Source organism: Pontibacter sp. H249 (assembly GCF_037892465.1).
Taxonomy (GTDB): domain Bacteria; phylum Bacteroidota; class Bacteroidia; order Cytophagales; family Hymenobacteraceae; genus Pontibacter.
The window spans coordinates 226,842-252,375 of record NZ_JBBKTR010000005.1 but is presented as its reverse complement, the minus strand read 5'-3'; the positions used below and the strand labels follow the sequence as shown (position 1 = coordinate 252,375).

15 protein-coding genes and 1 tRNA gene are annotated in these 25,534 nt (G+C 44.3%); 4 read left to right on the top strand and 12 right to left on the bottom strand.

Annotated elements, in window-relative coordinates:
• Positions 1-166: 166 nt before the first annotated feature.
• The 3 genes from WG943_RS09360 to WG943_RS09350 form a co-directional block, all read right to left on the bottom strand.
• On the bottom strand, positions 167-781 hold the full coding sequence (locus WG943_RS09360) for a hypothetical protein (protein WP_340408435.1): 615 nt from the start codon (positions 779-781) through the stop codon (positions 167-169).
• Position 782: 1 nt separating this feature from the next.
• A complete protein-coding gene (locus tag WG943_RS09355) occupies positions 783-1,121 on the bottom strand; it encodes a hypothetical protein (protein WP_340408433.1) in 339 nt (112 codons plus the stop codon).
• Positions 1,122-1,458: 337 nt separating this feature from the next.
• Positions 1,459-2,958: a phage integrase SAM-like domain-containing protein gene (locus tag WG943_RS09350; RefSeq protein ID WP_340408432.1), complete on the bottom strand. Its 1,500-nt coding sequence runs from the start codon at positions 2,956-2,958 to the stop codon at positions 1,459-1,461.
• A 279-nt stretch (positions 2,959-3,237) separates the two neighbouring features.
• Between WG943_RS09350 and WG943_RS09345 the strand changes: the two genes are divergently transcribed.
• Positions 3,238-3,849 carry a DUF4403 family protein gene (locus WG943_RS09345; RefSeq protein WP_340408430.1) on the top strand — a complete coding sequence of 204 codons (612 nt, stop codon included), beginning with the start codon at positions 3,238-3,240 and terminating at the stop codon, positions 3,847-3,849.
• Positions 3,850-3,948: 99 nt separating this feature from the next.
• Here WG943_RS09345 and WG943_RS09340 read toward each other — a convergent pair whose 3' ends face one another.
• Both WG943_RS09340 and WG943_RS09335 read right to left on the bottom strand, forming a co-directional pair.
• Entirely contained in the window at positions 3,949-5,310 is a 1,362-nt protein-coding gene (locus WG943_RS09340) for a hypothetical protein (RefSeq protein ID WP_340408429.1), read from the bottom strand.
• An 83-nt stretch (positions 5,311-5,393) separates the two neighbouring features.
• Positions 5,394-6,152 (bottom strand): ABC transporter ATP-binding protein, encoded by a 759-nt coding sequence (locus WG943_RS09335; protein WP_340408427.1) that lies wholly within the window; start codon positions 6,150-6,152, stop codon positions 5,394-5,396.
• A gap of 359 nt (positions 6,153-6,511) precedes the next feature.
• Here WG943_RS09335 and WG943_RS09330 point away from each other — a divergent pair.
• Positions 6,512-6,593, top strand: a tRNA-Leu gene (locus WG943_RS09330).
• A gap of 674 nt (positions 6,594-7,267) precedes the next feature.
• On the opposite strand, the gene WG943_RS09325 is transcribed toward WG943_RS09330, so the two are convergent.
• The 5 genes from WG943_RS09325 to WG943_RS09305 all read right to left on the bottom strand — a co-directional run bounded on the left by WG943_RS09325 (position 7,268) and on the right by WG943_RS09305 (position 15,591).
• Positions 7,268-8,839, bottom strand: coding sequence for an NFACT RNA binding domain-containing protein (locus WG943_RS09325; protein ID WP_340408426.1), 1,572 nt, complete (start codon positions 8,837-8,839; stop codon positions 7,268-7,270).
• 114 nt (positions 8,840-8,953) lie between these two features.
• Positions 8,954-9,715 (bottom strand): MBL fold metallo-hydrolase, encoded by a 762-nt coding sequence (locus tag WG943_RS09320; RefSeq protein WP_340408425.1) that lies wholly within the window; start codon positions 9,713-9,715, stop codon positions 8,954-8,956.
• The gene (locus WG943_RS09315) at positions 9,712-9,987 is read right to left on the bottom strand and encodes a hypothetical protein (protein ID WP_340408423.1); all 276 of its coding nucleotides are present in this window, start codon (positions 9,985-9,987) and stop codon (positions 9,712-9,714) included. Before WG943_RS09315 ends, WG943_RS09320 begins: the two co-directional genes overlap by 4 nt.
• Entirely contained in the window at positions 9,988-10,365 is a 378-nt protein-coding gene (locus WG943_RS09310; protein ID WP_340408422.1) for a response regulator, read from the bottom strand.
• A gap of 9 nt (positions 10,366-10,374) precedes the next feature.
• The gene (locus WG943_RS09305; protein ID WP_340408420.1) at positions 10,375-15,591 is read right to left on the bottom strand and encodes a PAS domain S-box protein; all 5,217 of its coding nucleotides are present in this window, start codon (positions 15,589-15,591) and stop codon (positions 10,375-10,377) included.
• Between the two features lie 179 nt (positions 15,592-15,770).
• Between WG943_RS09305 and WG943_RS09300 the strand changes: the two genes are divergently transcribed.
• Positions 15,771-16,859, top strand: a complete 1,089-nt coding sequence (locus WG943_RS09300; protein WP_340408418.1) for a glycosyltransferase — start codon at positions 15,771-15,773, stop codon at positions 16,857-16,859.
• Positions 16,847-17,770 (top strand): tRNA (adenosine(37)-N6)-dimethylallyltransferase MiaA, encoded by a 924-nt coding sequence (gene miaA, locus WG943_RS09295; RefSeq protein ID WP_340408416.1) that lies wholly within the window; start codon positions 16,847-16,849, stop codon positions 17,768-17,770. Before WG943_RS09300 ends, miaA begins: the two co-directional genes overlap by 13 nt.
• A 169-nt stretch (positions 17,771-17,939) precedes the next feature.
• Here the strand turns inward: miaA and tamL are convergent, their stop codons facing one another.
• Complete coding sequence (gene tamL / locus WG943_RS09290; protein ID WP_340408414.1) at positions 17,940-20,318, bottom strand: translocation and assembly module lipoprotein TamL; 2,379 nt, start codon at positions 20,316-20,318, stop codon at positions 17,940-17,942.
• Between the two features lie 4 nt (positions 20,319-20,322).
• Positions 20,323-25,257, bottom strand: coding sequence for a translocation/assembly module TamB domain-containing protein (locus WG943_RS09285; RefSeq protein ID WP_340408412.1), 4,935 nt, complete (start codon positions 25,255-25,257; stop codon positions 20,323-20,325).
• Between the last annotated feature and the right edge of the window lie 277 nt (positions 25,258-25,534).

Sequence of the window (25,534 nt, the reverse complement as noted above, 5' to 3'; positions counted from 1 at the left end):
CTTTGAATGGTAGCTGTTCCTTTTTGAATTATCATTTAATACTGCTGTTATCTTTTCTTTCTTCATAGCAGCTTCTGAAGTAAATACTAAATCAAAATCTTCACCATCAGGTATAACATATACACCTGATAGTTTCATAAAATCCTGTAGTATCTTATCATTCATATTATTCTTCTATAATACTATCTAAAATATCAGTTAATCTTTCACCTCTGATATATTTCTTTAAACGTTCAGTATCATCATTATTACTACTACTCATAAACTTATAGTAATCATTAAATACTTCTTGTTTTACAATATAATTAAATTCTAAATCGGTATGTTTATTATTACCAGTTATTATTATATGCGGTTCGCTTAAAGAAACTATTCTATCATTATAATAACCTTCATAACCAAAGAAATAACTAAAATTCATTTGTTTAGTATGCACAAGATGAAGAATAGATTTTAAATCTTTTACTGTATTAATAAATTCTAATTCATATCTAAACCTATTAGATTCTTCTGATAACAGATACTCTATAATAGATTTATCAGAACGTAAACCAAATTCAAAACCATTATGTAAAAGTGTTGTTTTTTCTCCTTTGTTGTTATATAAGTAAGGCATACCATCATCACCTATAAACTCACCTCTGCTACCCTGTCTGCTATATACCTTATCTAATTTATAACATAGATTATCAATAGTATAGATTACTTTGTTACCTATAACCTCTTTACTATACTCAACTACTTTCTTACCAGTAGCTGTATTTACTTTTAGTTTGTTCATCTTAATCAGCTAATAGGTTAGTAATCTTTTTACTTCTTTGATAGGCTATAAATTCAGCATCAATAATTCTGTAAAGGTTATCATACCTTGTATATTCATTATCTTCTTCATCATAATCAGTACATACTACCTGATTGTAATTTTCTAAAAATGGTAGCTGTTCTGTTATAGCTTCAACAGTGTCTTCATCACCTTCTGAGAAAGTAATAGCTATACCTTCCCAACCTACAAACTCTGTTGTAGTTAATCCAAATGATTCTAATAGGGCTTCTACTTCACTAAAGTACTTATCTGAAGTTCTTTGTGCTGATTGATTTCTTATCTGTTCTAAATTTTCCATATTGCAAAGTTACTATATATTAACGAAAATAGCAAGTAATAGTTGCACTTTATTTAGTAAAATATACATCTGCAGCACGTATAGGCATATTTACAATTTTATAAATTGTATTTTTCTAATTTTTTCAAACCTGTTCAACAAATATGTTACATATATTTGTATGATAAATAGGATTAGATAAAGAAGGCGTTGTTAGTACAATAATCTATAAGGCATAAAAAAAGCTACCTGTTACAGTAGCTTCTTCTTAAAACTCAAACACTTTTTCTAAATGTGGTAAGTTATTTTGGTGTTTGTATAGGTACTTCTTTATAACTGTTACAAATTCTAAATGTATTTATTGCTCAACAATTAGATGTTCTTCCTGCATAGCTGTAAGCATTCTAATTTGAGAAAGCTTAGTAGTAATAACTTTAGAAGTAGTTGATATATCCCTTTTTTTATAACCTTGTAATACTTCACTATCCTTACTACCAAGCATATCTAATATAGTTTGGTCTTCAAAACCTTGTAGCTTCCAATAATTGATGAAGCGTCTACGATTGCAATGAGATGAAAATAAATTATGCTTGAAGTCTATTAGCTTTTCCTTCTTTTCAAATCTCTCTTTAATGTATGTTACTGGTTCTTGATACAGATTATGTTGTTTATAAAACTCTCCTAATAAAGGTTTAATATCTCTATTATAAACTGTCTCAACCATATGATTCATTTTATAATCATATCTAATTAAAATTTCTTCAATACGGCTGTCTAAATCAAATGGGATTACATAGTTTCCTTCGTTCTTCTCAGTCTCACCAGTCAGTACTTTACCCCCATCAATATTTTTAACTACCCATGAGGATGCATATATATCACCATACCTCAATCCAGTGCAGCATTGGAACACAGTTAAATCAATCATCCGTTTTTTTGCATCGGATACTTGTTGCCTATACTCATTGTAAAGCAACTCTATTTCGAAGTCTTCTAAGTATATTATCGTGTCCTTTGATTTTCTATAAACATCATATCTCTTGTATATAAGATTTACATTCTTAACCTTCTTAATTTCGATACACCAGTTTATAAATTGTTTTAATTTCTTTACTTGACCACCGAATGTATTGTTAACCATTTTTACTTTTTTAGGCATTCTATTGAACATGAGATATGTGCCATATTTATTATAAAAATCAAAGTCCAATTGAGAAAACAACAATGGTGTATTAGTCTGTTGACTAAACTCAATCAAGTTAGATACCCAGGATTTATATTGTCTGTAACTCGGTTGCTTTTCATACATTTTAGGAAACTCCAACAATAGCTTTTTAAACTCAACTTCTTCCTCATTGAGTTCTGTTATCACTCCCTCGGCTCTATATTGCTCTAATTCGTTTTCAATTTCGGTAAGGGTTTTAGTTAGCGACTTCTTCTTTTCAACAGCATCTTCAGCACTAAAAATCGTATGAAGCTTTTTTGCCTTTATAATAGTGTCTTCCCGTTTAAGAATTTCAGCTTGCCGAACCTCTTCTGACCGAATTTCTTCAAGTCTTTTCAGGTACAATTCTTTAACTGTTTGAAAAGTCTTATCGGAAGATATAGCCGCCACATCCTCTAATACCTGAGAATGAGTCCTAATTAAATTGTTTAGGGCATTGTAATTCGATTTCGTTTTCTTCATCAAACCAGATTCTGTATCGAAATCATTTTTATCTACAGATATAACTTTGCCATCTGGTGCTTTTAATGATATATTGTGTGGAACTCCACCAACTGTATATCGGATGGTTAAGGGGTATAAGCCATTTTTATTTTTCTTAGCTGTTAGTGAACCTTTGATGGTGAAACTCATTATGTGCTATGTATCTATATTACAACTATATAAAAGGATTCAAATATAGATAAATTGTCACTAATAACCATAATTCTTTCACTAACACAAGCAAATAAAACCTATTCAAATGTTTTTAATGAGGGTTTTGAGTTTGGTGTGAATCCCAGCGGGATCACTTCAAAAGCCTCAAACATTCGTTTGGGGCTTTTTTTATTTATACTTTTACCAAAGTTTCCGTACTCCTTAAATTCAGTAAGAGACCAGCTCTTGTTGCTGCAAAACCACAAGCCATACTCTATGGAAGAAGAATCGATCAGGATCCACTTACCAATAGCTATCTCATACCCGGCGCTGGAAGGCGTTTTAAGAAAAAAAATGGTTGGCGAGTTTGTGCCTAAGCCAGAAGAAGGTGAAGAAACAGCGCCTTATGCACAGATTCTGGATGTTGGTATCAGTGGGAGTAGCGCAGGAGCCAGTGAGGTTATACTTCGTGTCAAAATACGAATCCTACGCACGGTGATGAAGCGCGATCAGGTGGACCTGTATGTGTTGGCAAGACTAGGCTACGATAATGCCTCACAGGAGCTATACGTAGAGCACTTTAATTTAAACTCCAGAACTAGCAGCGGTTTTTACAACACAGCTTTAGAGGTGATGGTGAATAAAGTAGCCTATAATCAGATCATCAGAAAAGCCAGAATCAATGTAAATGATATTGTTGAGAAAGAACTGCTGAAGGCAAACAATTTGTTAAATGAAGGGATGGAAGTAAAAGGTGTAAGGTTGATGGGGGCCGTAAGCGAGGTTCGTGTGCAGGACATAACGCCTCAGCCGAGCAAGGTAACACTTTCTGTAGAGGTAAAAGGCAACATGGAAGCAAACGTGCTGGACCTTTCTGAGCTGCTCTAGTCGTGAGTGTTTACTGTTAAAACTAAAAGTGTAATTTTCTGTACTATATAAAAGTATAAGGCCCGGTAACAAAAGTTACCGGGCCTTATACTTTTATATTTATGCTTCTGCTTTAAACAGAGTCTCGAAGAGTTTGTACTTGTATGTTGAGTACTCTCTTAGCACAGCCACCAAAGCAAAGAACATGAGGCCGATTAGTACCGGATAAACTAAGTATAGTATTGGGTGTAGCAAAGGCAGGAAGAGCATGGCATAAAGTGCCATCCCCAGAAAGTTGTAGAAATACGAAGACTTCGCCTCAAAACTAAACAAACCTCCCTTTATAGCCTTTGGACTAATGATAGAAACGATGATGCCGAATGGAGTTAACAGCAGCACAGAGCCAATGTAAAGTGCCACAATAAACATTGCGTTAGCCTGGTTAAAGAGCATCACATATATTACCGTCAGCATGGCGTCCATCATCAGGGGCACACGCAAGGGTAGGAGGCTTGCCTTCACAAAATCAACATAACTGCCGCTGCTGCGCTCTATCGAGAGCCAAAGATTTCTGTAAAAACCCCAAGCATTGTTAAACACATAGCTATAGATGATCATAGGCCCTACGAAGATCCACATGATCATATTCTTATCAAAGATATGAGTACCCGTCTTGTAAGCTGAAAATGCATCCACGGCCAGGAAAAAGCCTTTAAACACCAAGCCAAAAACAATCATCTGTTTGGCTAGCTTGTGGTTCTTGAACAAACGCCAGCCAAGGCTGCGGCGTGCGCTGGTGCTGTAAGATACCTCACGGCGCTTAGGCTCTGCAGCGGCCTGTTCTACAAAGAAGTTAGATACTATTAAAAGCCCCAAACTTGCCAGGTGCACCACTAGGTACAGCCATTCATCGGAAGCAGTGTACATCGGCACGCGTGCCTGCAGGGCCACAAAACCACCCGCCATTACTGCCGCTGATGCAAAGTTTATACTTAGCCAGCGCATACGCCGCTCCACAAACACCTGCAGCGAGCGCAGCGTTACGTGTGCCGTATGTATAACCAGTGTGCTCTGCAGCAAATGTAAGAACGTGTATTCCGGCGACATCAGGTAGAGCAGGAACAGGAAGTTTATAAGTATAAAGTAAAACGGAGACACCAGTTCTACAACAAACTCAGCTTGGAACTTCTGCAGTGCCTTAACCGGGTAAATGCGCGGAATCAGGTTTGACTTAGGGATATAAGCCGGAAAGAAACCGCGAAGTATGATAATAGCCAACAGGAACAGGTTAGTATACTGCAGCACCTGCTGCACACCCGGATTGATACCGTCCTGATGCGCTTTGGTCAGCAGAAAAGAGAACAGCCACGCATAAAAAGCCGAACCTACAATACCCAACGATAGCAGCAGTACGCGCTGTAGCTTTTTTTGCCTGAAAAAGCTGGCAAAGCGGGCACGGCACGAAAATATGATCAAATCCATGTAATCTAGTTAAGCGGTTAGAGCTATGAGTTAACAGTTTGTTCAGAGAAGCTTGCGCTTCACTTTTAACTCTCAACTTTTCACTAATTAAGCATCCAGTCGATGTTGGTTTCGGTGGTGTGGTGCGGCAGTAGCAACTGGAACAGCGCCTGGTCTATCAGGTTTTCGCCGTTCATGGTAAACTCCTGCACTGAGCCGTTGTACATTAGCTGGCCATCGTTAAGCACGCCAATGTGCGTTGCCACTTTCTCCACATAGTTCAGGTCATGCGACGAGATCAACACTACACGGTTAGGTGTACTATAATTTCGGATCAGGTTAACCAGGAGCTGAGCGGCAATTGGATCGAGGCCGGTAAAAGGCTCATCGAGTATAAGGATGCTTGGTTTATGAAGTATGGCTGCCGCAATGCCCACCTTCTTTTTCATGCCTGTAGAGTAGCCGGCAATGTTCTTGTTCAGCGACTCTTTATCGGTGAAGAAATAGCTGGTCAGGCTGGTGATGCGTTCGTCAGCCTCTGCAGCAGTTAGCTTATAGAGCTTCGCCACAAAGTTTAGGTACTCCAGGCCGGTAAACTCTTCTATTAAGGGATTATCTTCGCAGAGGGCACCTACACTTTGCTTTACAGCCAGCGCGTTTTGGTGATAATCCTGGCCAAAAAGTGATATGGAACCGCTGTCTGGCTGCACGAGATCAAGAATACAGTTTAAGAAGGTACTTTTACCCACGCCGTTCTTGCCTAAAAGGCAGTAGCATTGCCCTGGCTCTATGGTAATGTTCAGGTCCTGAAGTACCTGCTTTTTACCGTATGCTTTTGTAAGTCCTTTGATCTCTAAGCTCATATACCTCTGAAACTAAATTGCCAATCCCTTAATACCCAAACAATTGTATTTTGATAAAGTTAAAGGTTCGGTAATAAATGTCCTAATTGTTAGATACTTATGTATCAGTTTTATTTATACAGATACCCAAAGTAGTGCTAATTAGCAGCCATTGCTAGTCTTTTGAACATGCAGTTGCCCTAAGATGGTTTCGGAAATTGAGAATAAACGAATATTATTTTCTTGAGAAAGCGTAAGACTTTGATTTTATTATATTTATACTTTGTGAAAGTATAAATTAAGTACAGGAGGTCAAAGCTATGCCTGTGACTGTTGCAAATATCGGTGCGGCTATTTACTTTTGCATCCACCTTTTACCTGCGCACGTGGTGAAATTGGTAGACACGCCATCTTGAGGGGGTGGTGCCTTCGGGTGTGGGAGTTCGAATCTCCCCGTGCGCACTCTACTTTCCTTTTATACTTTCCAGAATTTCTGTTGCCTTTGATCTGCGTTTCCTGTTCATACTTTGTCGCGGATTATATTTTTTATCTTTCTTTCTAGCTACTGTTGTTCCTAAGCTTTACTAGCCAATAGGGCTATCTTTGGCTTTGGTGCCCTCCAAGGCCGGGAGGCCTCCTCCTTGGGCATTGCGCTGCTGGGGGTAGGGGCCCCCTTTTCGCTTCCTTTGCTCCTATCGTCGAATGCCTCGCTGGCGCTCGTCACCGGAACCTCTCGAGGCGCTCAACACAAGGACTTGGATTGACACTTCTTCGCCGGCGTCTGATGCAGCTGGCAAAATTCCCCTCCTCGGTGGGGCTGGGGGTGAGTTCCACGGTAGCAGGCGCTTAACCTCCCCTCTACCAAGGTCCTTGGCAGGATGACAAAAAGGAGAGGGTTGGTGAGAAGTATCAAGTTTAGTAAAGACAGGTCGCGACCTGTCCGAGGAGTGGCATTAACTATGAAACTATACTTCTGCTAAATCAATGGCGGAAAGTCCCCCTTTGAAGGGGGCGAGGGGGATGTTTATACTTTTGCTATAGAACTTATACTTTTCAATAGCGAGTCCACATCTTAAACAAGGAGGGATATAGACTGTTGAAACCTGAAGTAAATAACCACAAAGTATAAATTGATTTTACTTCACCCGCTCAAACGGATTCTCTGGCTTTACAAGTATAACCTTCTCACGCTCTACAACCACAGCGCCGGGAGCAGCGCCTTTTGGTTTTCTCACCCATTTCTTAGGCGTATACATCACCGGGCACAGCGAGTCGGATTTGCGTTTGCTGTAGTAGGCGGCCAGTTGGGCAGCTTTTTCCAAAACAGTGGTTGGAATGGTTTTTCCTGCCTGGTATTTTATAATCACATGAGAGCCTGAAACATCCTTGGCATGCAGCCAGATATCTTCTTTAAAAGTATGGCGCTGCGTTAGTTCATCGTTGTTTTTAGCGCTTTTACCTACCAATATCTTATAACCCTCTGTTTCGAAAACCCTGAAAGGCACCTCCTGCAACGCCTGTTGTTTACTTACCAGCAGCGGGGCGTACTCTTTTAAAAATACTTTCAGCTTTTTGTAATCATTTGCCTCAGCTAGTGCCTGCAGGGCATCCTCCAATACAATTGCCTCTTCCAGTTTTCGCTCAACTTTTTCCTCTAGCTGCTTTACTTCTACGTGCTGGTTTTTGGCTTTGCGGTAAAGCCGCTCGGCAAACTTCTGGGGCGTTTCGTTCTGTTTTAACTTATAAATGCGGTTCTGATCGGTGTAAAAGTCATACAGTTCTACCTCCGTAGCGCGTGGCGGAATATTAGTTAGGTTGGCCATGATCACGTCGGCCGTCTGGGAGTAGGATTTGTTGTGCTTCAGCTCCTTTACTTTTGCCTCCGACTGCTCCAGCACTGTTTGGGTAACGTGCAGCTTACGATCCAGCTGCTGCTTTGCCTGGGTGTATTGCCGCTCAAAACCAGTTTCTGATAAGTATAAGCGGGTATAGGCATTCAGAGCCTCAAGCGGACTAGTGTACGTATAAACAATTTCTCCGAGTGGCAGCAACGACAGGCGCAGCTTGTCTTCCAGGCGAATAATGTAGTATACTTCCGGGGCCTCCAGTACATCGAGCATACTTTGTACCAGTTCCCATTGCTGCTCCAGCGGTTTCTGCTCGTATTGTTTTTCTGCTAAGTATAAGGCTGGTAAGTCGCCAAAGGTTGGATATACCTTTTTAATGTTGCCGTTGGCGGCAGTAAAGGCTTCGAAATTTTGCTGCATTGGGCGGTGCATCTGTAACGGGTCGAGGTCAGCATCAGCATGAAGCTTTTTTCGAAATAGCTCTACAGGAACTCCTTCCTGGTAAAGTATAATATTAGAGCGGTTGCCGAACAGCTTGAACAGAAGTATAAAATTATTGCTAAGCTTCAAGTAAAAGCTGCGCTCGTTCTGATGCTGTACCACTTCCTGCACCAACTGGCCCTGCATTTGCTCCATCAGTTCCATCGTATTGGCTCTGGCTCTTTTAAAATCAGAGGGGAAGGAGAGGGAGGTAAACTGTGATGTTAGCAGAGCACGAATGTAGAATTCCTCCTCTTCGCCGGCAAAACCCAACACCAACTCGCCCTTGTTCTGTGTAAAGGCGGTTACAGCTTTCATGCCGATCAACTTGTGGCCTAGCTCTGTGGTTAACTGGCGTAAAAAGTAGTAGTTCTGATGCATGTTTTTTTAGACAAGGGACTAGATGACAAAGGACAAATGAGGATTGATTTGATGCTGAGAGTCTGAAAAAATTAGCTTTTTGTATTTGTCAAACTATCAGGCAATCAAAATAAATCATACTTCCACTTGCAGTCCGTCGTAGGCTAAACGTATAAAATCTGGCAGTTGAGGCTCTACTTCACGATGCTGGCCCAGCAGGTGGCTAATGTGTGTAAGGTAGGCTTGCTCTGGCTGCAGTTCTTCCAACAAATTTACTGCCTCCTGTAAAGAGAAGTGCGAAATATGCGGTTCGTGGCGAAGGGCGTTCAGTACAATAACCTTTGAGCCTTTAATTTTCTCCTGCTCTTCCTGGCTGATGTGGTTGGCATCAGTTATGTAGGTGAAGTCGCCTACCCTAAAGCCGAACACCGGCAGTTTGTAGTGCAGCACCCGGATAGGAGTAAAAGGCACGCCTTCTACTTCAAACAGTTCGTTTTTGATCGAATTAAGCTCTACCCTAGGAATGCCCGGATACTTATAATCTGCAAAAATGTAGGCAAACTCCCGCTGCAGCTGGTCTAGCACGCGCTGCTCACCGAATATAGGAATGTCTTTGTTCTGAGAAAAGTTGTAGGCACGGATATCGTCGAGGCCGGCGGTGTGGTCTTTATGTTCGTGGGTAAACACCAGTGCATCAAGTTTTTTAATACGCTCACGCAGTACCTGTTGCCTGAAATCAGGCCCGGAATCTATAATGATGCTTTTGCCGTTTACCTGCAGGTGTACCGACACGCGCAGGCGCTTATCGCGATAGTCTACAGAGCGGCACACCTCGCAGCTGCACCCTATTACAGGTACGCCTTGCGAGGTGCCCGTGCCTAAAAATGTTACTTTCAATTGGCTTTTTCCTGATTTCGAATGTCAAGATAAAGTTGCCGGTTTTTTTCGCTTAAACGAGTTTCGTCTACAGCAATAGTGCGGAGAATGTCGTAAAGGCAATTAATTTTGCCCTCAAGGCTGAAATACTTATTCACCACAGCCACTTTCATATCCTTCAGCACGCAGTAGCCGGCTTTAAAATTGCCCTTTTCGTAGCGCAGCACAAAATCCGACTCTGCAAAAATATCCTCCAGCTTGTTTAAGAATGGCCGCGTGTACTTTAGCTCCATTTACTCAGCTGTATACTTTTTAACGGTTAACACCAGAGCGTCGAAATCCAGTGGCTTTGGCAGGTAGTCGTTAATGCCAGCTTCTTTAAAATCCTCCATAGAGTAGTTGTTGGCGTTGCCGGTTACTGCTATAATTGGAATTTTTGCAATCTGCTGGTCTTTGTGCGCACGTATCTCACGGGTGCAATCCATGCCGCTTTTCACCGGTATGTTCAGGTCCATCAGAATGGCGTCGATCTTGTTACTCTCTACTTGCTTTAACACTTCACCACCGTTCTTAGCAGTCAGTATTTTGTAGTTCTGAAGCTCAAGGATCTTTTTTGTCAGGTTAAGTATCACAGAGCTGTCCTCTGCAATCAGGATAGTTTTATCTGCCATAAGAGTAAGTTAGATGATGATTTCTTTATATGCTTTACAGTAATTCTCATATTGTTCTAAAAGCTGCGCAAACATATCGTCCACAGTATCAAATTTATCATGTTTGATCTCGTGTTCAAGCTGTTTGGCTAACTCTGCCAGCGGATTAATACCAAGCGTAAAGCCGGTTCCCTTAAGCTGATGCAATGTACTCAAAATACTCTTGTATTGTTGTGCCTGTAGTTCTTTTTTAGCTTCTTCTAATAATTCAGCGGCTTCTTGCTCAAATTCAGAGTATAGCTGCTTGGTAAAATCCTCTCCGCCTATCTGCTTTAGTTGCTCCACCACCTCACTGTCAATTATCGGGATGGTTGCAGTAGCAGCTTCCTCTATGGTAGCTTCCTGCGCGATGCTGCCAAGGATGTTGCTCTCTTTTTGCCATTTGTTGATGGTAGCATAAAGGTCAGAGCTCTTCACCGGTTTGGATACATAATCATCCATACCCTGGTTCATGAACTTTTCGGCATCATCTTTCATAGAGTAGGCTGTCATGGCTACAATAGGAGGGCAGTTGCTTCCAAGCTGCTCTTTTATGTGCTTGGTAGCTGTAACACCGTCCATCTGCGGCATCTGTATATCCATGAAAATAATGTGGTAGGATTTTGAGGTAGCAAGTTCGATAGCCTCGTAGCCGTTAGATGCTATATCTGTTTCGCATCCGAGGCGTTCGAGTTGTTTCTGAGCCACCTTCTGGTTTATTTGGTTATCGTCTACCAGCAGCACCATTGGCTTGTAGTCTAATGCTTTTTGCTCTACGTCCTGCAGCTGCTGCCTGCTTAGGTGGTCCTTTATCTCTGCCTCTGTAGCCTTGCGAATTATAACGTAGAACCAAAACACGCTTCCATCACCTGGTATGGATTCTACTCCTATATCGCCGCCAAGCAGGTGCGTTAGCTGCTTCGATATAGCCAGCCCAAGTCCTGTTCCGCCAAATGTTTTGGTAGAAGAGTTGTCCAACTGAGTAAAGTCGGTAAACAGTAGAGCCTGGTTTTCAGGAGTTATACCTATACCAGAGTCTTTAACCTTGACCTTAAGTTTATACTTATCGGATTGTTGCCACTCGCTTTCAACAGTTATACTTACATCACCGGAGTTAGTGAATTTAATGGCATTGGATGTAAGGTTAGAAAGTATCTGCAGCAGCCTTGTTTCGTCGGTTACAATGTAACGCGGCGTTTTATCGGCTATAGTATAAGTAAAGGTAAGGTCTTTTTGTTGTGCCCGGTTTGCGAAAAGAGAGTGTATCTTGCCTACAGTTTCGTGTAGGTCTACGCTGCTTTCACTCACAGCCAACTTGCCGGCTTGTATCTTACTTAGGTCCAGAATATCGTTCAGGATGGCCAGCAGGGCATCGGATGATTTACGGAGCGTGTCGATGTATTCGCTCTGCTCCGGATCTATATTCACCTGGCTCAGCAGGTCTATCATACCGATAATGCCGTTCATTGGTGTGCGCAGCTCGTGGCTCATGTTGGCTAGGAACTGTGTTTTTACCTTCAGGAGGTTTTCAGCTTCTTCTTTTGCAGTGAGCAACTCCTTTTGTGTACGCTTTAACTCCGAAACATCACGGGCCACACCTTCCATGGCAATAGCATTGCCCTCAGCATCGTAAGTTAGCCGGCTATCAACTAGAAGGTTTATGGTAGTGCCATCTTTTCTTACAATGTCTACTTCAAAATCGCGGATGCTTTCGTGCTCCAGCACCAGGCGTTTTAGCTCACTAAAGTCTTCTTTATTGGCGTAAAAAGATTTTACGTTTTTCCCTACTATTTCTTTCTCAGAGTATCCCAACAGGTCGTTAACAGATGGGCTAATCAGCTCAATTTCACCGTTCATGGCCGTTCGGTAGTATACATCCTGAAACGACTCAAACACGTGCCTGAATTTTTCCTCGTTCTCAGCCAGCGCCAGCTGCGATTTTTTCTTGTCTGTAATATCCAGGGCTATACCCGAAATCTCATCGAAGGTGCCGTTTTCTAGGTAAATTGGGTGCAAGTATACTTCTCGCCAGCTTTCAGGATCTGATAAGTGGACCTCGAAGTGCTGCGGCTCCCCTTGAAACGCCAGTTCATACTTCTCCTGCCAGAAATCATAAGAGTTTCTATGCAGCGGCAACATGCTATCATTATCTATTTTTGTGTAAGGCAGCAGACTTTGGTCGTTCCTGTTCTCAAAGCTTTGTGCAAAGTTCCGGTTAAAGGAGGTAAGCTCAAAGTTTCGGTTCAAGGACCACATATGATGTGTTCCGCTTTCGAAAATGGCATTTAAGCGCGCGTTCTGCGTATTTATCTGCTCCTCGTTGCGCTTACGCTCAATAGCCAAGGCTACCTGGTTCGAAATAAAGTGCAGTATCTCAATATCTGTGTGCACATAAGCGTCAGGGTTCTGATAGTCCTGCAGCGTAATTACACCGATTATCCTGTCGCCGATGGCCAGCGGGGAGCAAAGCATAACCTCTGGTATAGCGCCGTGTATGGTCAGGTTTTCCTGCTCTGCCAGTTTTATCAGGTCTGCTTTTTGCATATACAGCGGTTTGCCCGATTGTATAATGTGTTCAGAAAGGCCTGATGTAAAAGGCCGGTGCCGGGTTATTTTTCCGGATTTTTCTACGAACTGATCAACCAAGTACACAAAATGAAGGTTACTTTGGTCGTTATCGCAAAGGGCTATGTAGATGTTTCGGGTTTCGATAATCTTGCTTAGCTCCCTGTGAATGGCAGAGTACAGCGAGTTTAAGTCTTTGCTGCTGATGGCCAGGTTGGCAATACTATAGTATACTTTCTGCAGGCGCTCTGCCTTTATACGATCCGTAATGTCGTGCAATATACCTCGTGTGGCTACAGGGCGTCCGTCTTGCCAGCTGCAAGTTATACTTCCGATAAGGTGAACCGGCTTTCCTGCTTTTGTCAGGAACACTGTTTCGATTTTGTTTACATTTTCTCCCTTGTACAAGTTGCGTAGCTGGTAAATCAGCTTTGCCTTATAGTAAGGGTGCACAATATCGTTTAGGGTAAGCGTTTCAATATCCTCGTCGGTATATCCTAAGCGTTCTTTCCAGGCTCTGTTCACAAATATAAATTTGTTATCGACAGAGATATTCTGGATAAGGTCATGCGCGTTATCGAACAGGTCCTGCAATCGGATTTTGTTATCCTTGAGCGCCTCCATAGCAATACGCTTGTCGGTCATATCCTTACCCACCATGGTTACGCCGATAAGGTCGCCTTCAGCGTTATACTCAAACATGCTGTTCCAGCGGATCGTTTTGGTTTGCCCCGACTTGGATACTACATCGCGTTCGTAGTAAGTGTTTAATTGCCTCGAACCTAATGTGGCCAGGTATTCTTCATGCCGATGCGCCTGCTCTTGCGCCGGCACCAGCAACTCAAAGTAATTTTGGCCAATCAGCTCATCACGGCTGTACTCAATGTACTTCAGGAAGTAATCGTTCGCATAGGTAATGATGCCGTGATTATCCAAGCTAAAGTAGATCAGGTTTACCTTCTCCAAAAAGCTCCTGAACTGGCTCATAGACTCGTTCAGGATTTCCTGGCGACGCACAGCCTGCTGAGCCTGGTTACGTTGGGTTATATCGCGTTTAAATACTTGGATGTAATTTTCGGCATTAATTTGAAGAGGGTTGGCCGTGATCTCTGTGTCGAACAGTGTGCCGTCTTTACGGCGGTTCTTCCACTCAAACGTAATAGACTTTCCTGTTGTGATTACCTCTTCCATTAACCGTGCGGTTTTTTCATCTGAACGGGAGCCGTCTGGCTGGTATTCAGGCGAAAAATCCATAGGCGTATGGCTAATAACATCTTCGCGTGTGCACCTGAAAAATTCCAGTGTTTTCTCATTGCACTCTATTACCTTTCCTTCTTTAAAAAGTATGATAGCATCGTAAGACGCCTCAAATAACAGCTTATACTTATCTTCGGAAAGGGAGAGCTGATGCATCAGCCTGTGCCGGGAGATGTAGTTGCCTATGGCACTGCCAATGAAATCAAGCAGGGCTATAAAAGGCTGCGACATGTTTGGGTCGTTACCTGGCCACATCAGAATCAGGGCCAACAGCTCTGTATCGGTGGTGACAGGCACTACAGTCAGGTCTTTCTGAATTGCCTTTTTCAGGAAAACACGTGCGTCTGTGTGTGCTTTTCTTTTTTCGCTTTTTAATATCTTATTAACCAGGGAGGCTGGTAACTCTACCTGCTCAGGCACCGGTGCAGAGCCAGCATCTCCTTTTGAGTAGGAGAGAAGCAGCATGTTATCAGACTGCGAAAAAGTATAAACCGCGCCGCCTGTCACATCACTTTTATCAATCAACTCATCCAATGTATGGTTTAACACCTCATGCTGGCTATCTGAAGACGACAAGTTGGTGATAAGCTGATTCACAAATTCTAGCTGGTGGTTTCTAAAGCGTACGTCCTGCTCAGAATCTATAACTTCGTACAGGTTTTTGACATAGCCAAAAATTACAGGCTCGTCTCGGAAACTGCCAGCCTGAAGTGAGATTTCGATAGGCAACAGCTCGTTGTTATCTTCGTGCAGCCACCACTCAAAGCGCTGTGTCTGGCCTGTAAGTACCTGGTTAAGTTGATTTTTTAATGCTACCCGCTCAAACAGATTTAATCCAAAGTTCCTGAAGATTGAAGTACCGATAAGCTCCTCCTTCGACTTATGGATCATTTTAAGCGCACTTTGGTTTAGGTCTATAAAGTTGCCGCTGCAATCGAGTATAAACAGAGGCTCAACGCTGTTGTCGAATACATTATGATAACTGTCGCCTTCAGTAGGAATCAGGGTAGAAGGCTGGCCTATGCCAGAAAGCTCCGCACATACAAACTGGTGCTCCTGAAAATGTATCAGTTTGATGCTGTAGTGATAGGTGCTGCGTAGCGTATTGGAAGCAACCTGAAAATTACCTGAGAAAATCTGATTAAGGCTTAGTTCGTCCATTACTTGCTGATACATAGTGTTATCCATGTCCAGAAGGTCTTGCAATTGCTGGGAGGTAGCCTGTGTGTACTGTTTTAGCTGCGAGTTTACGGCAACAATCTGTCCATCGGGCAAGGCAACCAATAACCCGTTGCCAGATTTTGAAAGCTGTGAAAGCACATCCAGCAAGTTACTTGCTAGCTGTACCAGGTGTGAGTCAGGAGGACCAATTGGTATATTAGGCATCTTGGAATTCGGCTACGTTATACAGGTGTAATTTACGCTTGGCACTACACTCTGATATTAATTTTACAAATTGCGTCATAATTTAGCAAATTAAGCAATGCTATTGCACCATGCTGCTGTAGTTAAACACATAACAGTTGCTGTTAGTGCTAACTTTGCTTAATTTGTTGCTACTGCCCATGAAGAAAATCCTGTTTACTGTAACTACCGATTTAAACCACGACCAGCGCATGCAGCGAATCTGCACTTCGCTGGCCAGGCGTGGGTACGAGGTAGAGCTAGTAGGCAGGGAAAAACCGGACTCTCAGCCCTTGGAGCAGCAACCTTACAGGCAGCACCGTCTTAAGTGCAAGTATCATAAAGGTAAGCTCTTTTACCTGGAGTTTATGCTGCGGCTATACTTTTACTTGGCTCGCAATAGCTATGATGCCCTCTGCGCCATAGATCTGGACACAGCCCTACCGGTATACTTTCAGGCAAAAGCGAAGAAGGTGCCTTTTGTTTATGATGCACATGAGTACTTTCCGGAGGTGATAGAGGTAACAGACCGTAAACTGGTAAAAGCCGCCTGGACTGCCATAGAGAAATTTATCGTTACAAGAACCCAATACGCCTATACGGTAACACAGTCTATTGCCTACATCTATCACAGAAAGTATAAAGCCAACTTTGAGGTGCTGCGCAACCTGCCTGTTATGCAACCCGACGCTACTGCTGTAAAAATGCCAAAAACCATACTTTACCAAGGTGTTGTAAACGCAGGCCGGGGGCTGGAACCACTACTGGAGGCCATGATAGGTTTGGATGCGAAGCTGATTATCTGTGGAAAAGGTGATGTGTTTGATGAGCTGCAAAGGTTAGCTAAAGAACTAAAAGTAGAAGATAAGGTAGAGTTTAAAGGGCAAATACTGCCAAAAGACTTGCTCCAGATAACAAGAAGTTGCCAGGTGGGGGTGATGCTTCTGGAGAACAAAGGCCTTAGCTATTATTATTCGCTGGCAAATAAATTCTTTGATTACATACATGCAGGTGTACCGCAGCTGGTAATTGATTTTCCGGAGTACAGGCAACTGAATGATAAATATGAGGTTGGGGTACTAACCAGCCTAAATGTGCAGGAGATAAGAACTAAACTGGAAATGCTGCTAACCGATGAGAAACTATACCAAAGGCTGGCGGCAAACTGTGAACTGGCAAAACAGGAACTAAACTGGCAGCAGGAAGAGCAGAAGCTATTCCGGTTTTATGAGCGACTATGGCAAGTATAACCAAAAAGAAACACCTGGTAGTTGTGGTGGGGCCAACGGCTGTTGGCAAAACAGACCTGTGCGTACAGCTGGCAAAGCATTACCAAACAGACATTATCTCTGCCGACTCCAGGCAATTTTTCAGGGAGATGAGTGTTGGTACTGCCAAGCCCACTCCAGAAGAGCAACAAGGAATTAAGCATTATTTTATAGATTCTCATAGTATAACCGAAGAGTATAATGCTGGCGCTTACGAAGCCGATGTGCTGCAGCTGCTGGAGGAACTGTTCCGGGAGAAGGACGTGGTACTGATGACTGGTGGCTCCGGTTTATACGTGCGTGCTGTGCTGGAGGGAATGGACGAAATGCCGGAAGTAGACCCAACCATAAGAGAAGAACTTACCAAACAGTGTGAGACGGAAGGAATACAACCGCTGCTGGAGAAGCTGGAAAAGCTTGACCCTTTATACTTTGCGCAGGTTGATAAAGCTAATACCCAACGTGTGGTGCGGGCGCTGGAAGTATGTCTGAGTAGCGGACATCCTTATTCTTCATATCGTAGAAGCGAGAAGCAGGAGCGGCCTTTCAACATTATTAAAATTGGCTTAAACCGCGATAGGGCAGAACTCTACAGCCGCATAGACCAGCGTATGGACCTGATGCTGCAACAGGGGCTACTAGATGAAGTTAAAGGACTATACCCATACCGGGAGCATAACGCATTGCAAACAGTTGGCTATAAAGAGATATTCGATTACCTGGAGGGGAAGTATGACTGGGTAGAGGCCGTACGTTTGCTAAAACGTAACAGCCGCCGCTACGCTAAACGCCAGCTTACCTGGTTTACAAAGCATCCTGATGAGTATACCTGGTTCTATCCGCAGCAGTGGGAAGAGATTGTAGGGTATATAGATGAGCAAATAAGTGGATGATTGTTAACTGCTGATTGTTTTTTTGAAATACCATAATTCTGCTCAGGCAGTTTAAGACCACTACTTGCCATACTTTATACTTGCAGGTTTTTATACTTGCCGTGGCATCTAAAGTATAAACTGCGCGCTCCTTTATCCATATTGCGTTTCTATCCCCAACAATCAACAATTAAAACGGATAACCTATCGCAATATTAAGTACCATGCCGTAGTCGCCGCTGAAGCTGCCGTTAAACTCGTTTAGCACGAAGCGATCTCCTTTTGGCAGGTATGGCACACGTACCGGTATACCTAAATCTAACCTGATTACAAAGAACTCAATATCAATGCGCAGGCCTACACCAGTGCCTACCGCTAATTCGCTTAAGAAGTCTTTTGCTTCGAACTGGGCTCCAGGTTTTTCTGGCTCTCCATCCTCATTAAGGTCTTCGCGTAGGTTCCAGATGTTACCGGCATCGGCAAATACAGCACCTTTGAAGAACCCGGCAATCGGAAAGCGATATTCTAAGTTTGTCTCCAGCCTAATATCACCTACTTGATCAAAAAAGGAGAATACCTGCTCATCTGGGAGGTTATAAGTTCCGGGGCCTATACTTCTTGCTCTAAACGCTCTCACGCTGTTTGGCCCTCCAATAGAGAATTGCTTTACATACGGCATAGTAGATGAATTGCCATAAGAGTAACCGACACCGGTTACCAGCCGCCATACCAGCTGGCTTTCTTTGCCCATATTAAGGTAGTGCCTGAAATCATTGTCTAACAGCACATACTGTGCATAACGGTCTCTGTACAGTACGCGTGGCTCCTCCTCTGTAGGCTTAGGCTTACCCGTCAGCGACTGAAAACCGCTCACCACGTTTCCAGACATATCCAGGGTTATCCTGTCGAAGATGTTGCTGGTACGGTCTTTAAGCATTTGGTTGGTGTAGGTCATCTGGTAGATGCCGCCAATTATAAACTGATTTTCAAAGCTGCGCTGTAAGTATGGGTTGCGGGCCAGTCGTTCGTTAAATTCATCAGTTGGATTAGTCAGACGCACATACTGCAGGTTTATCGGCGTGGCATCAAAAGTTAATGTCTCTTTGGGCCGCCAGGTATAGCCGTAGGTAGCGTTGTAAGAGTTAAGCTGGTAAAAGCCTGATCTGCTCAGAAAGTTAAAGCCCAGCCCAATACGAGTTTGCGGCACAAATTCAGTGCGCAGGTTACGCAGGTTAAACGGCGATAGAATTCTTGGGAAAGATAATGACGTCTGAACTCCCAACTCGTAAGATGGTATGTTGCTCTTTTCTGGTTGCTCTACGCCTTCTGGCGCACTACCTGTGCCGCGGCCACCCACCTGCGATTCGAAGCTGCCGGTAAACTCTACCCTGAGTACTTCTGATCCTCTGAATGTATTCCTGTTCCGGAAGGACACATTAAGTCCCGGACCGGCAAAGTTGTTGGATTTGCTTACCATCTGCGCCTCCGCCCGCAGCGATTTTTTTAAAGCCGGTGTAAGAAACACAAAGGCGTCAAGTTTATCTGTATTGGCAGTATCAGGCTCATAGTCTATGTTCACGAATTTATAAGCTGAGAGCCCTGAAAGGCGTTTAATGGTGAGGAGGTGGTTTTCACGGGTATAAATACTATCCTGCACCAGAAACACACCGTCGAGCAAGTGGCGTGCTTTCATATACTCTTCGTTAGGAATATAATGATAGTTCTGAAAACTAACGGTATCCCTAACTGCCAGGCTGTCGCCGAGGGAATAATTGGCAAGAATGTAAATATCATCTAATTTGTAAGGTCGAAGCGCCTGCGATGAAGCCGCACTTTTGATGCGCATCAGTACATCAGCCTGGCGGTTGCCCACGGTGGTATCCACACTAAATATAAGTAGATCAGGGCTAAAGTAGTAGTAGCCTTTGTTTTTGAGCACGCCATCTATCCGGATACGCTCATCTGTCATGATGCTTAGGTCGTAAGGCTCTCCGGCCTTGAGCAGAGATTCTTGCTGGGTTCGCTCGATATCCTGGTGTACCTGAAGCGAATCATCTAAAGTATATTTAATGTTTCGGATGCGATACGGTTCTCCTACCTGGGCTGTCCAACTAATGGTGCCTTTTTTCTTTTTCTTATCTACGGCTGTGGTGCTGCCTACAGTATTGTTAAAATAGCCGCGGTTGTGCAGGCGGTTGCTCATAATCTGGCTCACGCTGCCGGTATCTACCTGCGAGATAAGTACAGGTGGCTCCCCCAGCTTAGTCATGATCCAGTGGCTGATCCCTTTTTCCTTTTCAGTGTAAAAAGCATTGTAGATAGCGAGCTTTGGGCGCAGGCCAAGTATGGATGCATTTGGTTCAGGGCGCACTGTGGCGCTGAGTTCGGTTTCAAGTTCTGCACTGCGGTTGCTGCTGTCGTTTTCTCCCTCTACCTTTACATCAAAACCAGTAAACAAAGCATCATCCTCGGGCACAGTTTTGGTTACACTGCAGCCTGCCAGTAGCAGGCATACCAACAGCAGATGGCAGGCCTTTTTCAGCCTGAGCCGGGGGTGTATTTCTTGCATAGTTTTATTTCGTACCTTCTTCTAGTTCTGCTTCTACTTCTTTTTTCTCCTTGCGTATTTTCTTTGCGGCCTCCAGCCGGCGTTCCTCGTCTCGTCTGCGTCGGCTTTCCAGGTCACGGAACAGGTCGGAGAAGTTGTTATATTCACGTACAAAAATCAGGGCCAAACCGGTTGCCCGCACATCACCGCCCTCAATTACGCCTTCGTACTGGTTACGCTGGAAACCCCGCACACGCAACCTGCCATCTTCAGTTAAGGAGTATTCTACTGAAATGTCGCCGCCAAAGCCGCTCATGGTCTGGTTTGTCTGACTACCGCCCTCCAGGCCAATGTCGGTACCCACACGCACCGTAAGCCTGTCGTTAAGGAACTGCTGACGCATGGCTACATTCAAGTCAGTGCGGCCCTGTGCCGAGCCGGAAGAGTAATCCTGGTAAGAATCTACCCCTAACTCCAGGCCTAGCCCGCCTGCATAACGGTTTGTCAGCTGGTTTAGCTGGTCGGTCATTACCTGGCCTAAACTGTTACGCGCCGTAGACTCAAACCCACCGCCGGAGCTGGTAAAAGGATCAGGGGCCATAAAGCGATTGAGCACCAGTAGCGAAAACACTTGCTTGTTTAGTTCAGACTCATCCTGACGAAGGTTTCCAAGGCTGGTAAGCACAATCGGCGGCACACTGCCACGTTCCTGCTCTGGTAGCTGCACATCAAAACTGATTTCTGGAGTAAGTATTTCGCCCTCTACGAAAACGTGTACCTCAAAAGGAAGCTGATTCCTGAGTGCCGCTTCTTCGTAACCTCCAGCCTGCGATGACACTAGTTCCTGTGGAGCAGTTCTGACATTATAGATAGCGGTAATATCCATGGTAGCCAGCAGCGGATCGCCTGTCCAGTTTATGTAGCTACCTTCTGCAATTTCCAGCTCACGGGACGCTAAGTCGTAGAAATCCATACTATACTTACCTTCTGTTACCGTATAGCGGCCCGACATATTGATCTCGCCGCTTGGCCGCATTCCAATAAATAGCGGATCAGCGTTGCCGCGTACTGTTAAATTATCGCCGGTGATAGGGTCTATTACAATGGTAATCTGTGTTTCGTCAGTTACAACAAGCTCTGCCTCTACATCTGCGCCCACAAAACCAGTAATCTCAGTAGTATCGCCTTCTTTCTGCTCCCGAATAATGCGTGTCATCTCAGGGTTTAAGTTTACAAACTCTACAATACCCTCTCGCTCAGCTGCCCCTACCTCATCGGCAGGAATAACTGTCGTGAAATCTGAGCCGTCTAACACACGGGCATTTACTTTTATAATGGGTTGCATCATGTTGCCGGTAATGGCCGCATTGGCTCCTACATACACAGTGCCGTAGAATAAATTATTATCCTGTGCTGTGGAGTTAAGTGCCAGAAAACGGTCTGTATCTACTTCCAGGTCGAAAGTATAATCCAGATAATCCTGAGTTAAAATATTGCCGTTTACCAGAAGGTCGTTGCCTAGCGAATCGGTTATGGTAAAGTTAGGGAAGTTGATGCCTGTCTCGTTGAATACCAGCTGCTCGTTCTCTAGCGTGAAAAGGGACCCTAGTTGGGTAAGGTTAAACTGCGCCTGATTAAAATTTAACTGGCCAAGTATACTTGGGTCGTCGAGGGTGCCTGTAATGCGCAGGTCGCCTTGTGCTGTACCTCCCAGATCATCTACTATACCTTCGGTAAAGCCCTGAAAGGAAGCCATGTTCAGGCTGGCGATGTTGGCGTTCAAGTTCAGCAGCGTGGCATTAGGCTGCGTTTCCATCAGGCCTGTAATCTTTAGCTGGTTGTTGTTACCTGTAAGCGCTGCATTTATATCATAACGGTTAACTCCGGCGCTGTTGGCCTGCAGTGCAATGTTGCCCACAGGCACACCTTGGTAAATCAGGTCTGATACCGTTAAGTCGGAGGTAAAGGAAAGATCCCCGGCCATTAAGTTTTGCACTGTTGCCTCTCCGTCTATGATGCCATTTACTAGGCTATCCTGTTTTTGGAACGATTGCACCAGGTAGCCAATGTCCAGGTTGTCAAATGTTAAATTTAAAGGTGCATTGGGGGCTACTGGGCCGGTGCTGTTCAAGCCAATGGCCATATCATTCCGCGCTAGCCGAATGTTGTTAGCGTAAAGCAAATCTGTGTCAAACTGCAGGTAATTATCCTGAGGTACAGTCCAGGTGTCGCCGTTTATAACCAGCTGGTCCGGGTTAAAGGCAAAACGGTAGCCGCGGCCTATACTTGACAATGCTCCGCCTACCACAAATCTCGCATTAGCACTGTCTTCAGCAACTGCCAATTTTACAAGTAATTCATCGTCTCTGGCAGCACCTTCCAATGTTACATCCCGCACGTTCAGAGAGGGCGATACAAGACTATTAAGTGCCAAAGTATAGCCTAATTGATTACGGTCGCCGCGTACCTGCATATTCAGAGTGTTTATTGTGTAGTCGGTATACACAATCTTACTGATAATACCATCCAGCTGCAGTTGCTGGGTCTCGCCGTTATACGATGCCGTAATTGGCCCTTCAGTTTGCAATTGTTCCAGTCCTGGTACAAACGAGTTGATCAGTCCGGTGTTTTTGAGGTTAAGCCTTGCTGTAAAGTCGCCCAGGTTCAGGTTAGCAGGGTACGGCGGGTCTGGTTGCAGGTCGAGGTAATTTGAGAAATGCTTTTGCAGGGCAGTAGGCAGGGTAGCCAGCGAATTCTCAAAATTCATTTCTGCATCCAGCAAATCAGATTGTACTGTTACGGCTGCTATGTCACCGCGCTGGTCTAGCGTCATCAGCAACGAGTCGATAGGGAAGGAGCGGTTGTTATGCTGCACCACCAATTCATCGCCGATTAGTTTTCCACTTATTGTAGCTGCATCTGCTCCGGTAAAGCTACCTTCTAACCTGCCTCTCACGGCAAGCGGATCAGGATAAAGGTTAAGCGCTTGCAGGTTTGCGTTGGCCAGGTCCAGATCAAAGTTGTACACTGGCTGCTGTTCGTTTCTGAGGTTAAAATCACCAACTAAGTTAAAGGCAAGGTTCTGATCTTTTGCCGTTGCTTTTACAGCATACAGGTTGCGATTGATGTTGGCATTGAGGGCGATGTTGTTATACGTATAGTTGTTGTAGTCAAGAACCTGAATATTGCCCTCTACATTAGCCTGCATAGTTTCGGGCGTAAGTCCCTGGCCTTTTGCCTTCGCATTCAGAGCTATTTTACCTAAACCCAGGCTATCGGTAAACAGCTGGTTCAGGTCGAAGCCGCCGGAGCGTACAGTTGCTGTAAAAGTCTCGTTGGCTCCCATGTCTACCACCACATCAGCGTTGCCAAAAGAGGTGCGTATATCGGCGCTGGCATCAAAGGCTGTCATACCTCCGGTAAAGTTACCCGTCAGGCTCATTTGCTGTGGTAGCCTGATGTTGTCTGGCATGGTGCCGGCAGGTAGCAGGGCCTGTACATCGGTGCGGGTAGTGGTAAACTGCCTGATGTTGGTATCCAAGTATAAATTATCAGGATCCATTGTGTTGCGGATGGTGCCGCTCACATCTACGTTGGTGCCGCTTAAACCTTGTAACTGCAGGTTTCTTACCTGCAAGTTGTTTACAGGGCCGTTTGCCTGTGCATTTACTTGTATAGTGGAGTTGGCTATACTTCTGAAAGATGGGTTCTGAGCCAGGTCCGGAACAAAATATAGCACATCACGCATGCCTATGTAGCTGTTGCGTAAATCTACGTCCAGGCTTATACTTTCGGGGCGCTCTGCCATAGCATCCAGGGATGGGTACTGCATGGCCAACTGGTTTTGCAGGTGGCTATTTGGTGTTTTAATATCCAGGCCGGTTATGCTTGTGGCCGTAGAGTCGAAAATAATGTTGGCTTGCAGGTTTTGCAGCGTAAAGCCGCTTTGCTCTTTTAGTTGCAGCTGGTTTATCTTGGCCTCAGTTCTGTTCAGGCTATAGATCAGGTCTTCAGCATCCATGGCAACATTAGTGAAGTGCAGGTGGTCGTAATCCATGCCGCGAGGCTGCTCCGGTACGTTAAAGTTATCGAATTTTACCTCCAGGCCGCTTACATCCAGTTCTCCCAATGCCAATACCCAGTTCATAGGTTGTGCAGCAGCTTTCTCTACCGATTGGTCCAGCTTTTCAACGGTGCGTTCAGGGTTTACAGCCAGCGAGTCGGAGGGCTTATACTTTTCCTGAGCGTAAAGCACTTTTGTGTTGTGCAGGTCGAGGCTCTTAAGATCTATGCGCGCGCCTTTCAGATCTATGTTATCTGATATGATTTCGGATTTTCCCAAGTTTAGCTCAATGCTCTGCTCAGCTATCCTGCTCAGGTACTTTAGTTGTATGTTCTCTAGGGCAACCCGGTTTAGGCCAAAATCCATTTCCAGTGGCTCTTCGTCTCCGGAGGGTGGCGGTATCTTGGTTTGCTCGTAGTTTACCCAGGTGTTGCGCAGCTCTACCTCATCTACCATATAGCGCTGTGCATCCAGGTCTAGCTCCTCCATGGTGGTGGCAAGTTCTCCCACTCTTCCCCGTATGTAGTTACCTCCGGCATCATCCCTGAACACCAGGTATACATCATTCAGGTTGATCATGCCCAGATTAATGGCCATGGCCGCAGATGTATCGGCGGGTTGTGCTGTGGTGGTATCGGTGGCAAAGGCTTCGGTTATAAAATCAAAGTTCGTGGTGCTGTCTTCGCGGATATGCAGTTTAAGAGTAGCGTTGTCGAGGTCGATTTTGCTGATGTTCAGTTCGCCGCTCAGCAACGAAAGTATTTTCATGTCAACGCCCAGGCGCTCAGAATACCAGAGGGTGTCCTGCTGCTGATCTTCTACATATACACCCTTAAGAACCAAGGTGTTGCGCCAGTCGGTGGTAAAGCGGCCGATTCGCACCTCTGTATCGAGCATGTTAGATAGATAGGAGGCACCTTTCTGAGCTGCGAAGTTTTGTACCCCAGGTATTTGAAGGGCAATAACAATAAGTATAACAAGGCCGATAATGATGGCCAGAAACCAAAGTATAAACTTTAGTATTCCTATTCCGATATGTTTAGCAGATGCGATAAGTGGTTAAACTTTTAGTGTGTTCTGCTTTTACGGAAAAGTATGAATATGGATAGATTAAAGCGTTTATTTAGTTTCTGGTACCAACGTATTTCAGGTTAATTAGAGTAGAGTGCTAAAT